Annotated in this window: 14 protein-coding genes; 12 read left to right on the top strand and 2 right to left on the bottom strand. The window is 47.9% G+C overall.

Features of this window, described 5'->3' with window-relative positions:
* The 6 genes from ftsY to glpG all read left to right on the top strand — a co-directional run.
* Positions 1-1,066, top strand: a 1,066-nt coding sequence (gene ftsY / locus HCZ42_RS20075; RefSeq protein ID WP_167422475.1) for a signal recognition particle-docking protein FtsY, incomplete at its 5' end; no start/stop codon positions are given.
* A 26-nt stretch (positions 1,067-1,092) separates the two neighbouring features.
* Positions 1,093-1,767, top strand: a complete 675-nt coding sequence (gene ftsE / locus HCZ42_RS20070; protein WP_167422474.1) for a cell division ATP-binding protein FtsE — start codon at positions 1,093-1,095, stop codon at positions 1,765-1,767.
* The gene (gene ftsX / locus HCZ42_RS20065; protein ID WP_167422473.1) at positions 1,757-2,731 is read left to right on the top strand and encodes a permease-like cell division protein FtsX; all 975 of its coding nucleotides are present in this window, start codon (positions 1,757-1,759) and stop codon (positions 2,729-2,731) included. Before ftsE ends, ftsX begins: the two co-directional genes overlap by 11 nt.
* 167 nt (positions 2,732-2,898) lie before the next feature.
* Positions 2,899-3,756, top strand: coding sequence for an RNA polymerase sigma factor RpoH (rpoH, locus tag HCZ42_RS20060; RefSeq protein WP_167422472.1), 858 nt, complete (start codon positions 2,899-2,901; stop codon positions 3,754-3,756).
* A gap of 413 nt (positions 3,757-4,169) precedes the next feature.
* Positions 4,170-4,496 (top strand): thiosulfate sulfurtransferase GlpE, encoded by a 327-nt coding sequence (gene glpE, locus HCZ42_RS20055; protein WP_167422471.1) that lies wholly within the window; start codon positions 4,170-4,172, stop codon positions 4,494-4,496.
* 9 nt (positions 4,497-4,505) lie between these two features.
* Positions 4,506-5,339 (top strand): rhomboid family intramembrane serine protease GlpG, encoded by an 834-nt coding sequence (gene glpG / locus HCZ42_RS20050; protein WP_167422470.1) that lies wholly within the window; start codon positions 4,506-4,508, stop codon positions 5,337-5,339.
* Positions 5,340-5,381: 42 nt separating this feature from the next.
* Here glpG and HCZ42_RS20045 read toward each other — a convergent pair whose 3' ends face one another.
* Positions 5,382-5,789, bottom strand: coding sequence for a flagellar basal body-associated protein FliL (locus HCZ42_RS20045; protein WP_167422469.1), 408 nt, complete (start codon positions 5,787-5,789; stop codon positions 5,382-5,384).
* 165 nt (positions 5,790-5,954) lie between these two features.
* On the opposite strand from HCZ42_RS20045, the gene HCZ42_RS20040 reads away from it, so the two are divergent.
* Both HCZ42_RS20040 and ubiA read left to right on the top strand, forming a co-directional pair.
* Positions 5,955-6,503, top strand: a complete 549-nt coding sequence (locus tag HCZ42_RS20040; RefSeq protein WP_167422468.1) for a chorismate lyase — start codon at positions 5,955-5,957, stop codon at positions 6,501-6,503.
* On the top strand, positions 6,493-7,347 hold the full coding sequence (gene ubiA / locus HCZ42_RS20035; protein WP_167422467.1) for a 4-hydroxybenzoate octaprenyltransferase: 855 nt from the start codon (positions 6,493-6,495) through the stop codon (positions 7,345-7,347). The genes HCZ42_RS20040 and ubiA overlap by 11 nt, the downstream gene beginning before the upstream one ends.
* A 48-nt stretch (positions 7,348-7,395) precedes the next feature.
* On the opposite strand, the gene plsB is transcribed toward ubiA, so the two are convergent.
* A complete protein-coding gene (plsB, locus tag HCZ42_RS20030) occupies positions 7,396-9,837 on the bottom strand; it encodes a glycerol-3-phosphate 1-O-acyltransferase PlsB (protein WP_167422477.1) in 2,442 nt (813 codons plus the stop codon).
* A gap of 200 nt (positions 9,838-10,037) precedes the next feature.
* Here plsB and HCZ42_RS20025 point away from each other — a divergent pair, with 200 nt between their 5' ends.
* The 4 genes from HCZ42_RS20025 to dinF all read left to right on the top strand — a co-directional run bounded on the left by HCZ42_RS20025 (position 10,038) and on the right by dinF (position 13,397).
* A complete protein-coding gene (locus HCZ42_RS20025; protein ID WP_167422466.1) occupies positions 10,038-10,403 on the top strand; it encodes a diacylglycerol kinase in 366 nt (121 codons plus the stop codon).
* A gap of 95 nt (positions 10,404-10,498) precedes the next feature.
* A complete protein-coding gene (lexA, locus tag HCZ42_RS20020; RefSeq protein ID WP_053410684.1) occupies positions 10,499-11,116 on the top strand; it encodes a transcriptional repressor LexA in 618 nt (205 codons plus the stop codon).
* A gap of 89 nt (positions 11,117-11,205) precedes the next feature.
* Positions 11,206-12,018, top strand: coding sequence for a class I SAM-dependent methyltransferase (locus tag HCZ42_RS20015; protein WP_167422465.1), 813 nt, complete (start codon positions 11,206-11,208; stop codon positions 12,016-12,018).
* A 41-nt stretch (positions 12,019-12,059) separates the two neighbouring features.
* The gene (gene dinF, locus HCZ42_RS20010) at positions 12,060-13,397 is read left to right on the top strand and encodes an MATE family efflux transporter DinF (RefSeq protein WP_167422464.1); all 1,338 of its coding nucleotides are present in this window, start codon (positions 12,060-12,062) and stop codon (positions 13,395-13,397) included.
* The last annotated feature ends 92 nt before the right edge of the window (positions 13,398-13,489 follow it).

Raw genomic sequence — 13,489 nt, 5'->3', positions numbered from 1 at the left:
AGAAGCAGAAGCAGAAGCAGAAGCAGAAGCAGAAGCAGAAGCAGAAGCAGAAGCAGAAGCAGAAGCAGAAGCAGAAGTGGTTGAGGAAGAAGCGCAACCGCAACCTGCACCCGAGCCACGAGTGGTCGAACAGGAAAAACCAACCGAAAGCTTTTTTGCGCGTCTTAAGCGTAGCTTGGCTCGTACTAAAGCCAATATCGGCGCAGGGTTCTTTGGCCTATTTAAAGGTAAGCAGATCGATGATGACCTGTTTGAAGAGTTGGAAGAGCAACTGCTTATCGCGGATGTTGGCATGGACACCACGCTCAAGATCATCGAGAACCTGACCGAAAAAGCATCGCGTCAGCAGCTTAAAGACGGCGAAGCGTTGTACGCCCTACTAAAAGAAGAGATGGCTGAAATCCTCTCTCAAGTAGAGCAACCATTGGTCATCGACAAAACCAGAACACCTTATGTTATTTTGATGGTCGGTGTGAATGGCGTGGGGAAAACCACCACTATCGGTAAGCTGGCGAAGCAGTTCCAAGCAGAAGGCAAGTCGGTAATGCTGGCGGCAGGTGATACGTTCCGAGCAGCAGCTGTAGAACAGCTTCAGGTGTGGGGTGAACGTAATAACGTGCCTGTGATCGCTCAGCACACTGGCGCAGACAGTGCATCGGTAATCTACGATGCGATCGAATCTGCGAAAGCAAAAGGCGTGGACGTTGTGATCGCAGATACCGCCGGTCGCTTGCAGAACAAATCTAACTTGATGGAAGAGCTGCGTAAGATTGTCCGCGTCATGAAGAAAGTCGATGATTCGGCGCCGCATGAAATCATGTTGACCCTGGATGCCGGTACAGGCCAGAACGCGATCAGCCAAGCGAAGTTGTTCAGCGATGTAGCGCCTTTGACAGGTATCACGCTGACCAAGCTGGATGGTACGGCCAAAGGTGGTGTGATTTTCGCGCTAGCGGATCAGTTCCAGATTCCAATTCGTTACATTGGTGTTGGTGAAAGCATCGACGATTTACGTCCATTTGAAACACAAGAGTTTATTGAAGCACTGTTTAGCCGCGAAGACTAATCGCGACTCGGTAAGAGGAAAGACGGGTGATAAAGTTTCAGCAAGTAAGTAAAGCGTACCGTGGTGGTCGACAAGCATTGCAAAAAGTCGACTTTCACCTCCGTCGTGGTGAGATGGCCTTTTTAGGTGGTCACTCTGGTGCGGGTAAAAGTACGTTACTGAAGTTAATTTGTGCGATTGAACGTCCTACCGACGGCAAAATCAGCTTTAATGAGCACGATATCACCCGTATCCCTAGCAAAGACATTCCGTTTTTGCGCCGCAATATCGGCATTGTATTTCAGGATCATCGTCTGTTAATGGACCGTTCGGTATACGACAACGTCGCACTGCCAATGCGCATTGAGTCTGTACCTGAAAACGAAATCAAACGTCGCGTCAGTGCCGCATTAGATAAAACCGATTTGCTCGATAAAGCCAAATGTCTGCCGAGCCAGCTTTCCGGTGGTGAACAGCAGCGCGTTGGTATTGCTCGTGCGGTGGTGAATCGTCCAACCTTGCTTTTGGCTGATGAACCGACCGGTAACCTTGATCCAGAGCTGTCGACCCGTGTGCTCAATCTGTTTGAAGAATTTAACCGAGCTGGCGTGACCATCCTTCTAGCCACGCACGACATCGAGTTAGTAAACACTCGCCCACAGTATCGCCATTTTGAGCTTAACCAAGGCTTTTTAAGTGAGGTAGAAGACTATGGTCGTTAATGTGCGTAAACGTCAAACCAAAGCAGCACCCAAACGTGCTGCCACGCGAGTGAAGCGAGATAGCTACCTAACAGTACACTACAAGCAAGCGAAAGCGTCGTTACAAGCTTTGATGGTGCGCCCGCTTGGCAATATCTTAACCTTGGCGGTGATTTCAATGGCGTTGGCGATGCCTGCAGCGTTGTATCTACTGGGTAAAAACCTAGCGGTTGCCTCTGAACACGTCACCAGTCCTTCGCAAGTCAGTGGCTACATTGCTGAGCAAACGCCAGAAGCGCGCATTATGGTGATCAAAGATGAACTTGAGAGCTTGGCGGAAGTGGCGAAAGTTGAATACATTTCGCCGCAGCAAGGTTTAGACGATCTAAGCCAGTACTCTGGTTTTGATCGCGCGATTTCTTTACTCGATGATTACGCCCTACCAGGGGTGTTGATTATTACCCCGAGCACTGAAGACAATCAGGCGATAAAGCAGCTCGCGACCAAAGTACGTGCGGAGCAGGACATTACCGATGTGCGTTTAGACGAAGACTGGCTGACACGGTTGGACGCTATCAAGAATCTTGTTGGTGGCATCGTGGTGACGTTATCAATTTTGATGCTCGGTTCGGTATTTTTGATCGTCGGTAACACCTTGCGTTTTAACGTGTTGGCAAACAAAGACGAAATTCAGACTATGAAGCTGATTGGTGCCACCGACAGCTATATTTTACGTCCGTATCTATACTCAGGAATGTGGTTTGGTTTGCTGGGTGCGCTGTTTGCGTGGATTGTTACAGCGGTTATCACAATTCTACTTAACCACAGTGTTGAGAAGCTGGCATTGCTTTATGATAGTCGCTTCCGATTGATTGGTTTGAGTTGGGACGAAAGCTTGTTACTGCTGATGCTCGGTACTTTCTTAGGTTGCCTAGCGGCGCGCGTCTCTGCGCAGCGTCATCTAAAAGAAATTGAACCAGTTTAATTTGGGCTTGTCATACTATTGAAAAAAGTAGACGCTACCGTATACTTCTCACTTGTGTAAACAATTTGTTTATGCATAATTACTTTCCCTGCTTGAATCGTGTTCATTTTACGTTCAAGATTGATGGGTTAAAAAATACTCCAGATCAGAGATTGATGAGGAATTGAATGGCTAACCAAGCGTATCCAATGGCAGTAGTTACACAAGATAGCCTAGACAGCTATATCCGCACAGTGAACAGCTATCCAATGCTGACCGCTGACGAGGAGCGTGAACTTGCCGAAAGATTGCATTATGACGGTGAAATTGAGGCGGCAAAAGGTCTGATCCTTTCGCACCTGAGATTTGTCGTGCATGTTGCACGTGGTTATTCTGGTTATGGCCTGCCAATGGCAGACCTAGTTCAAGAAGGTAACATCGGTCTGATGAAAGCGGTAAAACGCTTCAACCCAGAAGTTGGTGTTCGTCTTGTGTCATTTGCTGTGCACTGGATTAAAGCAGAGATTCACGAGTACGTATTACGTAACTGGCGAATCGTAAAAATTGCGACAACCAAAGCTCAGCGTAAATTGTTCTTTAATCTACGTAAGTCGAAGAAGCGTCTAGGCTGGTTCAACAACGGTGAAATCGAAACGGTTGCAAAAGAGCTAGGTGTAGAACCTTCTGAAGTGCGTGAGATGGAATCTCGTCTTGCTGCTCAAGATGCCGCATTCGAGATGCCAACCGATGATGATGAAACAGGCACTTCATACACCGCGCCAATGCTGTACTTAGAAGACAAGTCTTCTGATCTCGCTGAGAGCGTGGAAGCGGCGAACTGGGAAGCGCACACCAACAATCGCCTGAGCCTAGCGCTGGCTAGCTTAGATGATCGTAGCCAACATATCGTTCGTTCTCGCTGGTTAGACGATACCAAATCGACGCTGCAAGAGTTGGCAGAAATGTATGGTGTCTCTGCAGAGCGTATTCGTCAGCTAGAGAAGAATGCGATGAAGAAGTTGAAAACAGCGGTGGGTGACTTCTAGACCTTGCGCTAAATCGAATTTAAAAAAGCCGAGATCATTTGATCTCGGCTTTTTTATTTGTGATCGGATAAATGCTTTTGTGATGAGTCTGTGGGATCGTTTTTTGTACGCCTGCCTGTGGGTAACTCTGTGAGGAATTTATTCGCTATATGTCAGCAAGCAGGGTGAATAAAGGCATTAGCGGTGCTTTTTCGGTGGGGATAGTTTTTCTATTACACACAAAAAAGTAAGGATCATCACTACATATAGTAGATCTAATTTTCTACAACCACTTTATCAACGCTATCCACAAAATTATCCACAGATGGTGAAAATTCAAACGCTGGTGGATAACCTTATTAACCCCGTGTACTTTGTGAGCATTGGATAGGTTACAATGCCAGCAAAATAATGAAGTACTAGAGAGACAGTAAATGGACCAGTTTCAACACATCGATGTCACCGCGGCACAAGCCCTGTTAGAACAAGGCGAAGCGCGTTTAGTTGATATTCGTGACCCACAATCTTTTGCCGTAGCGCACCCAAAGTCGGCGTTTCATTTAACCAATGATTCGATTGTGAGCTTTATGAATGAAGTGGAATTCGAACAACCGGTTTTAGTGATGTGCTACCACGGCATTAGCAGTCAAGGCGCAGCTCAATATTTGGTTAACCAAGGCTTTGAGCAGGTGTATAGTGTGGATGGTGGCTTTGAAGCTTGGCATCGAGCAGATCTGCCGATTGAATCCAACACTCCTTAGGTAATCATTATGGTAAGACTGATCACGTTAGCAAACCCGAGAATGGCGCAGGCATTTATTGATTATATGGCGTCGCATCATATTGATATTCAAATGATGCCAGAGGGCGGTGGTCAGTTTGCGTTATGGCTCAGTGATGAACAGCATAAGCTCGAAGTAGAGGCTGAGCTCAAGCATTTTTTAGCCAACCCAACCGCGACGAAATACCAAGCCGCGTCTTGGGATATGGCCGATACGCGCACTAGCCAATTCAGCTATCGCTCGCCGAGTATGTTGGCGATGGTGAAAGCCAAAGCGGGCGTATTCACACTGGCGATCATGACAGTGTGTGCAGTGATCTTTATCTTGTTGCAAATTGGTGCTGGTGATGCAGTGTTTAACTTGCTTCACTTCCCAGCATTTGCCAGTCAAGAATGGCAGTTATGGCGTTGGGTCAGCCACGCTGTGCTGCACTTCTCTGTTATGCACATCGCATTTAACTTACTGTGGTGGTGGCAATTGGGTGGGGATATCGAGCAACGACTAGGGACTGGCAAGCTGGTACAGTTGTTTGTGGTTTCAGCCGCGCTTTCTGGTGCCGGACAGTTCTGGGTAGAAGGGGCCAATTTTGGTGGTTTGTCAGGTGTGGTTTACGCGCTGGTGGGCTATCTATGGATGCTTGGCTATAAGGCTCCGCAGATTGGTTTGAGCATGCCAAAACCGGTCATCGGCTTTATGTTGGTGTGGTTGGTGCTCGGTTTTCTTCAGCCGTTTATGGCGATTGCCAATACCGCGCATTTAGTTGGTTTGCTGTCGGGGGTTGCGATGGGATTACTCGACGCCAGTAAAGCGAAGCACAGATAAGAAAACAGCGGCTCAAGCCGCTGTTTTTATTCGTGTTGTATTTTACTGATATAGATACTTAGTGAAGAGTAAATCCGCGATAATGGTTTTGCCCGTTTCAGGCAGTAACGTCGCGTTGAGCGACTCGACCAATGTCTTGCGCAAATCTTCACGTCCAGCGAGAGAGGTAATCGTATCTTCGCTTTGCTGACCCAGCAGTTCAATGACCGCATCACGGATCAACGGTTGGTGCAGTTCAATCACGGCCAAATCGGCTTCGCTGGCGACCATCACATCAATACGGACTTGGATGTAGCCGAGCTTCTTGCCTTTGGTGTAAAAGTTGGTAGTTAAATCGGGTTCAAGCGTGAAGTAAGCTAGCTTGGACTCTTGCTCTTCCTCGGCCATCGCTGGAAGGCTAATCAACATTGCCCAAACGACAAATATTTGGGCTAGGTAACGTTTAATCATATTTATAACTTTTCTTTCTTCCAATCACGATACTCGAATCGCCAGAGTCTTGTTACAATAGAGCTTCTATTTGTAATAAAAATGCGTTAAGTACTCGATGGGGTGGTTAACACTTCAAATCGAAGCTTTATTGTACGACGATAAGGCGACTTATTGAATACTAGTATGAATCAATCGATTGCGCTTTATTTATCTGCGCTTCGCCAAGTAGATTGGCAAAATCCAGCAGAGTTTAATTTTCCGAGTCCGAACGCTGAACGATGGGTAAAAGAACAAGGGTCGTTATCACGCCTGCTTAACTCGTATTGCCAGCAGTTAACGGTCGATCTTGTGCACAATAAAATTGTCCGCGCCGAGAAACTCAACCTTCAAGAGGTGGCGTTGCTGGCGAATGAATCGTGTCTGTTACGAAAAGTGGTTTTAAAAGGTGACGGGGAAGCTTGGGTATTAGGTCGCACCTTGATCCCACAATCTTCGATGCAAGATCAGCAATATGATTTGTCTCAGCAGGGCGATATCCCACTGGGGTTAACCGTATTTAGTGCCGAGAATGTGAAGCGAGATGCGTTGCAGGTAGGTTGGGCTGACACCCCACAAGGCAAGATGTTGGCGCGTCGCTCTAGGCTGTGGATGAATCACAAGCCCATGTTGGTGGCTGAACTGTTTTTACCGACCGCACCTATGTATACCAAGGAGAACATGAATGACTGCTGATAAAGCTCGCGCTTTTTGGCAACTGATGCGTATGGACAAACCCATTGGCACTTTGCTTTTGCTGTGGCCAACGTTTTGGGCATTAATCTTAGCAGCGGAAGGCATGCCAGACTTAAAGGTGCTGGTGGTGTTCATTCTTGGTGTCATTTTCATGCGTGCGGCAGGGTGTGTGATTAACGATTTCGCTGATCGCAAAGTCGACGGCCACGTTAAGCGTACTCACCAGCGCCCGTTACCTTCTGGCCGTGTAAGTGCCAAAGAAGCGATCGCGCTGTTTCTTGTCTTGGGCGTCGCATCATTCTTACTGGTTCTGACGATGAACCCATTGACGATCAAACTGTCTTTTGCTGGCATTGTGCTTGCGTTTATCTACCCGTTTATGAAGCGCTTTACCCATCTACCTCAGCTGTTCTTAGGCTTAGCCTTCAGTTGGTCGATTCCGATGGCGTGGGCGGCACAAGCCAATGAACTGCCGATGATGGTGTGGTTTGTGTTTGTTATCAATGCGATTTGGACCATCGCCTACGACACTCAATACGCGATGGTTGATCGCGATGATGACCTTAAAATTGGGATTAAATCGACCGCGATTCTGTTCGGTCGCTTGGATAAGATGATTATTGGCGTGTTGCAACTGGTCACGTTAGCGATGCTGATTTACTTAGGTATTTGGTATCAACTCGGTGCGAGTTACTATTGGAGCTTACTGGTCGCGGGCGCGCTGTTTGTTTTCCAGCAACACTTGATTCGTCACCGCGAACGGGATTTATGTTTCAGAGCGTTTCTAAACAACAACTACGTGGGAATGATCATTGCGATAGGGCTGTTGGTCGCGTTCCTTTAGCTAGAATCTAATCCAATAAAAAGGGCATCCGATGGATGCCCTTTTTGCTTATTTGTTTTCTAGCTCAGTGGCCTGGTAGATACTTTCTTTAATCGTCAGTAGTACTTCAGGGTAAAGCATAGAGTAGAGCAGCTCCGCCAGAGCTTTACTCTTGTGCGTATCGCAGTTGCCGTCTGAATCTAAGTAAGCTTGTTGTTTCAGCGTGGTAAACATCGCTGAGAACACGCCTTTATCAAAGAACTCTGGAGCATTGATGCCGTGCAGGCGGCCTAAACGCTGGGCAATATCTTGACTCTTTTGTTCAAGGTCAGATTTACCTAACTCAGGCTTCGCCACCAACAGGTTCAAGGCGATTGAGTAACGTTGCAAAGTTTCAGTAATGGTGCGACCAAGTAATACCAGTACCTGAGTATTGGATTGATTGATCGCGACATTTTCTTCGCTGTCGATAGTGACGATGCCTTGGTGGGCAAGCTCTTCAATGTACGATTCCGTTAATTCATCAAGCTTGCTTTCGTCGATACTCAAGAACAGCTCTTGCTTCAAGAATGGATACACCAATGCCACGTTGTGCTTGATTTGCACCAGCGATAATTGTTGATGGCGAACCAGCATCTGTGCGATCAACGATGGCAGCGCCAACAGATGAATAATGTTGTTGCGGTAGTAAGTCATCAAGATCGACTGGTTGCGGTCAAGCGAGACAATTTCGCCCATGCTGTCGGATTCGATAACGAACTTATCCAATGACTCCGCGTGTTTGACCAGCGCTTCTGCGTCTTCTTCCGGAACTGTGTAGGTCGATGAGTACGGAACATTGCGCAGTAGGGCTAGGTAACAGTCGATTTGCTTAACCAAGCTGTCACGTGATAACGCGCGCTGGCGAGACGCCAGTAATGCCGTCGCACATAAGGTCAATGCGTTTGCTGCTGCTGCGTCGTTGATGTGCGTCATCATCTTAGTTGCGAGACCATTCACCACAGGGTTCAACCATTGTGGTTTGCTGCTACCCATCGGGTCGATGTCTTTGGTCCATTCAGGCGCGTTTTCGTTGAGGTATTGGTTAAGTGGAATGGGTTCACCAAAGTTCACGTAGCCTTGACCGAAGTTGCGCAGTTTACGAATGGTGCGCAGTACTAGGCCTGCATTCTCTTTCTCTTTGCGCTTTCCACGTAGCTCTTTCGCGTAGGTACCCACTTCCATGACGTGCTCGTAACCGATGTAGACCGGCACCAAGGTCACTGGACGATTCAGACCACGCAACATCGCTTGGATAGTCATCGCCAGCATACCTGTCTTCGCTTGTAGCAGACGACCTGTACGGGAGCGACCGCCCTCACTGAAGTATTCCACCGAATAACCTTTGGCAAACAGCTCTGCTAGGTACTCGCGGAAAATCGTCGAGTACAGCTTGTTGCCCTTGAAGCTACGGCGAATAAAGAACGCGCCACCACGACGGAAAATCGGTCCCGCAGGGAAAAAGTTGAGGTTGATCCCCGCGGCGATATGCGGCGGCACCATACCTTCGTGATAAAGCACATAGGAAAGTAGCAAGTAGTCCATATGGCTGCGGTGACACGGCACGTACACAATCTCGTGGCCATCTTGCGCCAGTTTACGTACGGTAGACGCGTTGTTGATGTTGAGACCCTGATAGATTCGGTTCCATAACCAACCCAACACACGATCGCCGCTTCTGACGAGTGAGTAAGAGAAGTCTGCGGCGATTTCATCCATGATGTCGTGCGCTTCTTTGCGCGCTTTCTCAATCGAGATGTTTTTCGCTTTCGCTTCATCTTCGATGACTTTTTCAATCGCTTTGGACTTCATCAGACGCTTAAACAGCGCCTGGCGACTCGGCAAGTTCGGACCTGAAGCCGCTAACTTCTGGCGTGAGAAGTGAATACGAGCCACACGCGCCAGTTTATGCGCGATAGATGCGTCAGTGCCGTGAGAGTCCGCCATGTAACGTAGCGATACCACTGGGCTAATACGCACTAAGCAGTCGCGCCCTGACAACAGAACCGCTTTCGCTTTCTGCGGACCGTTAAGAGATTGCAAGTAAGGCTTGTTCTGGTGCTCTTTGCCTGGTTTACGTCCCCACAATACAGTCGTAGGGATGACTTGCACGTCCAACTCAGAGTCGTGCTTATGCAGCTCTAATAGTTCAGAAAACTGAGCAATAGATTCACTTGGCACGTCTTGGTCGTTACGCATCACAGTTTCGCGTGAAGTGGTGAAGACAAAACGCTTAAAAGACTTACCATTAATTTCAACAGGTTCAAAAGGGTCAGGCAGACCTAAGCCTACAACCTGCTTTTGCAGCGTTACTAAATCAACGTTAGAACGGTATGGCAGTGCATAAAAAATGGGCTTATTGATATCAATACTAAGGTCGTCAATCGGGTTGGCAGGAATCGCGGTTCCTTTTACCAGCACTGAAAGTGGCAGTTTTAGTAATGAACTAGAAAATGATTGTCCGGAAGACATAAAGCTTCTGAGCCTCAAAATAGTAAATAGCTTATTCATATCGCGTTTACTCAACAGTTAGAGCCACGCGCACATCAAGCCGATATTTTTAGGGTTGCAAGGATATCAGAAACTGGTCGAACCTTTTACTTATAATTGAACATGAATGCATCAATGTCGTCGGATTTGATCCACATCATCAACGTAAAAAAGAGATTCTAGTGCCACGAAAATCACTGCATGGCTTTAAACGTCTGCGAAACGCAACTCACTATTCATGTCAGGGTCTGAAAGCTGCGTTTCAAACAGAGCCTGCATTCAAAGAAGAATTGTTGTTGGCAGTAATCATGATTCCGGTGGCGTGCTTTCTCGACGTGACGCAGGTCGAACGCATCCTCCTGATCGTCAGTGTGCTGCTCGTTTTGGTGGTGGAGTTGCTTAATAGCGCCGTTGAAGCCGCTATCGACCGTATTAGTAGCGAACAACACGAGCTCTCTGGTAGGGCAAAAGATTTAGGTTCCGCCGCGGTTATGGTCACCATGTTTGTGACCGGATATGTCTGGCTAGAAATCGTGTTTCTTGGGTGAAAACTGGTGGTGAATCAAAAAATAAGCAATTGTCTTTTCATTTTGTAGATTACTGGATATACTCACAGTTAACTGTATAAAAAGACAGGTGACTTATGAAGCCGTTAACGCCACGCCAGCAACAAGTATTTGATCTGATCAAAAGTAAAATTGATGACACAGGGATGCCACCGACTCGTGCCGAGATCGCACGTGAACTTGGCTTCCGCTCTGCTAATGCAGCCGAAGAGCATTTAAAAGCCCTTGCTCGTAAGCAAGCGATTGAAATTATTCCGGGTGCATCGCGCGGTATTCGTATTCTGCTCGAAGACGCAGCAAACGACGAAGGTCTACCGCTTATCGGTCAGGTAGCGGCAGGTGAACCTATCCTTGCGCAAGAACATGTTGAAACCCACTACCAAGTTGACCCTGGTATGTTTAAGCCTCAGGCTGATTTTCTGCTGCGCGTAAACGGCGAAAGTATGAAAGACATCGGTATTATGGATGGTGACTTGTTGGCGGTTCACAAAACTCAAGATGTGCGTGATGGTCAAGTCGTCGTGGCTCGTGTTGACGATGACGTAACCGTAAAGCGTTTAGAGCGCAAAGGCTCTACCGTACTGCTCCACGCAGAGAACGAAGAGTTTGAGCCAATCAAAGTCGACCTGACTTGCCAGCACCTGACTATTGAAGGCCTCGCGGTCGGTATCATTCGCAACACCGATTGGATGTAATTCCTCACATGAGATAAACTCTCATTTGCCTTGATGTTGTAATTGATATTCATTATCATCTTCTTTGTCGCTATGAAAGGAAGATGATAATGGTCGCTAGCCACAAAATTGCTCAACATCGCTATCAAATCCCTGCAAATCTATTGCAGCCTTTATGGCTTCGTAGCCGAGAAAGCCTCGTCGATAACGGTTTGGTTTATGACCCTATCGCGGCGTATGCCTGCCAACGTTGTCAACTCGCTCCAGAATGCCTCGCGGGTGACATCAATCAAAAGCAACTCCTGCACGTCACGTTAACTCAGCTTTGCGACCAACAAGTCTCCCAGTTTATTCGCCGCAATCCGGATGGTTGGATCATCAACGTCGGAGCGGGCTTAGATACGCGTTTTTATCGCGTGGATAACGGCCGTTGTAACTGGCTGGAGCTGGATGTTACGGAGAATCTATTGTGGCGCCAGAAACTCTTCCATCGTAGTGAACGCTATCACCATATGTGCGGCAGCGTGAATGAGATCGATTGGTTGAATGCGTTACCGATTCCAGACAAGTCACCTGTGATGATTGTTTGCGAGCTTGCGTTGCTCGACTGCAATAAAAGACAAGTCGCGAAGTTTATCCAAGCGCTAGGTTGCCATTTTGAGAGTGCCAGAGCCTGCATTGTTCTTGCGGGTGACCTATCCAGTTCTAAGCTCGGGCAAAAAATGGGTTCAGCTCAGTATGCTCACGGTTATCAGGCACCAAGAGAAGCGGTGCTGGGGTACTTACCCTGGGCAAGGTGGGTAAAAACCTATTCGCCTCTCGACCGAGAGTGTGGTCGTTGGAAACTTTGGCAACGCTGGATAACCAAGATCCATCCGATGAGACAAAGATTAACACCAGTAGTAGTTCAGCTTCGCTGGTGATCTCGCTACACTGACCGCTTGCAATAAAAGCGAGTAGTCACGTGCAAATAATTCAAACTCTTTCCGATAAAGCTCTGCATAAGCGAGTTCTTCTGCTCGCCATTCCTATGGTGCTGTCCAACATTACTGTACCGCTATTAGGCTTAGTGGATGCTGCGGTGATCGGCCATCTTGAGCACGCTTGGTACTTAGGCGGCGTGGCGCTCGGTAGCACTATGATCAGCGTCTCTTTTTGGCTACTGGGTTTCCTGCGTATGGCGACCACTGGCTTGGCGGCGCAATCGTACGGCTCGGATAACAAGCGCCAGCTAGGGCTGGTGTTGACTCAAGGCATCACCATGGCGATCGGTTTTGCGGCGCTGTTTCTGCTGCTCCATCCGTTAGTTTCCAATTGGGTATTCAGCTTTAGTGACGCCAGCGAAGAAGTGAAACACTTTGGCGAGCAATATTTTGCCATTCGGGTCTGGAGCGCCCCAGCGGCACTGATCAACTTTGTTTTGCTCGGATGGTTGCTCGGGACACAAAACGCCAAGGCACCGATGTGGATGGTGATCATCGCCAACGTGACCAATATTGTGCTCGATATTTTGTTTGTCATCGGCTTGGGCTGGAAAGTAGAAGGTGCGGCATTGGCATCTGTGATTGCTGACTACTCTGGGATGGGTTTTGGTCTATGGTGTGTTTGTCGTACCTGGGTTCAAAGTCAGCTTCCTTCTCCCTTCGTTCTTGTTAAAGCAACCAGCCATGGCTTGAGCCGCTTTGTAAAACTCAATCGGGATATCTTCCTCCGCTCTCTTTGCCTGCAAGCTGCCTTTACCTTTATGACCTTTCAGGGCGCGAGCTTTGGCGATGAAATCGTTGCGGCTAATGCGGTGTTGATGAGTTTCTTGATGATGATTTCGTACGCCATGGACGGTTTTGCTTACGCGATGGAAGCCATGGTGGGGAAAGCGATCGGCGCGAAAGACAGACAACAGTTAAGCCAATCACTCGTGGGGACGTTTTTCTGGAGCTTGGTTATTTGCACGGTGTTGACGCTGCTGTTTGCACTATTTGGATCGCCGCTGATCGGATTGATCACGGATATCCCATCAGTACATACACTGGCGTTGGTATACCTGCCTTGGCTGGTGGCGATGCCGCTGGTTTCTATGTGGTGTTTCTTGCTCGACGGTATTTTTATCGGTGCGACGAAAGGGGCCGAGATGCGCAATGGCATGTTCTTTTCGACTTGTAGTTTTTTCGCGGTTTTTTATCTTGCTGAAGGGCTGGGCAATCACGCGCTATGGATGGCAATGCTGAGCTTTATGGCGATGAGAGGGATAACTTTGGCCGTGATGCTACAGTATCAGTGGCGCCGCGGAACGTTCCTAGTTTAGTCGCACGATTTCTTACCTTTATCCTCATTTAAAACCGAGCTGGCGGACCGCTCGGTTTTTCATTATTACGTATATGTAAAAATCATTTTCAG

Source organism: Vibrio hepatarius, from assembly GCF_011806575.1.
Lineage (GTDB): Bacteria > Pseudomonadota > Gammaproteobacteria > Enterobacterales > Vibrionaceae > Vibrio > Vibrio hepatarius_A.
This window is presented reverse-complemented; position numbering and strand designations above follow the sequence as displayed.

Excerpts from the sequence above, each read along its gene's own strand:
- ftsX (WP_167422473.1), top strand. The coding sequence starts at position 1,757 with ATGGTCGTTAATGTGCGTAAACGTCAAACCAAAGCAGCACCCAAACGT.
- rpoH (WP_167422472.1), top strand. The coding sequence starts at position 2,899 with ATGGCTAACCAAGCGTATCCAATGGCAGTAGTTACACAAGATAGCCTA.
- glpE (WP_167422471.1), top strand. The coding sequence starts at position 4,170 with ATGGACCAGTTTCAACACATCGATGTCACCGCGGCACAAGCCCTGTTA.
- glpG (WP_167422470.1), top strand. The coding sequence starts at position 4,506 with ATGGTAAGACTGATCACGTTAGCAAACCCGAGAATGGCGCAGGCATTT.
- HCZ42_RS20045 (WP_167422469.1), bottom strand. The coding sequence starts at position 5,789 with ATGATTAAACGTTACCTAGCCCAAATATTTGTCGTTTGGGCAATGTTG.
- HCZ42_RS20040 (WP_167422468.1), top strand. The coding sequence starts at position 5,955 with ATGAATCAATCGATTGCGCTTTATTTATCTGCGCTTCGCCAAGTAGAT.
- ubiA (WP_167422467.1), top strand. The coding sequence starts at position 6,493 with ATGACTGCTGATAAAGCTCGCGCTTTTTGGCAACTGATGCGTATGGAC.
- plsB (WP_167422477.1), bottom strand. The coding sequence starts at position 9,837 with ATGTCTTCCGGACAATCATTTTCTAGTTCATTACTAAAACTGCCACTT.
- lexA (WP_053410684.1), top strand. The coding sequence starts at position 10,499 with ATGAAGCCGTTAACGCCACGCCAGCAACAAGTATTTGATCTGATCAAA.
- HCZ42_RS20015 (WP_167422465.1), top strand. The coding sequence starts at position 11,206 with ATGGTCGCTAGCCACAAAATTGCTCAACATCGCTATCAAATCCCTGCA.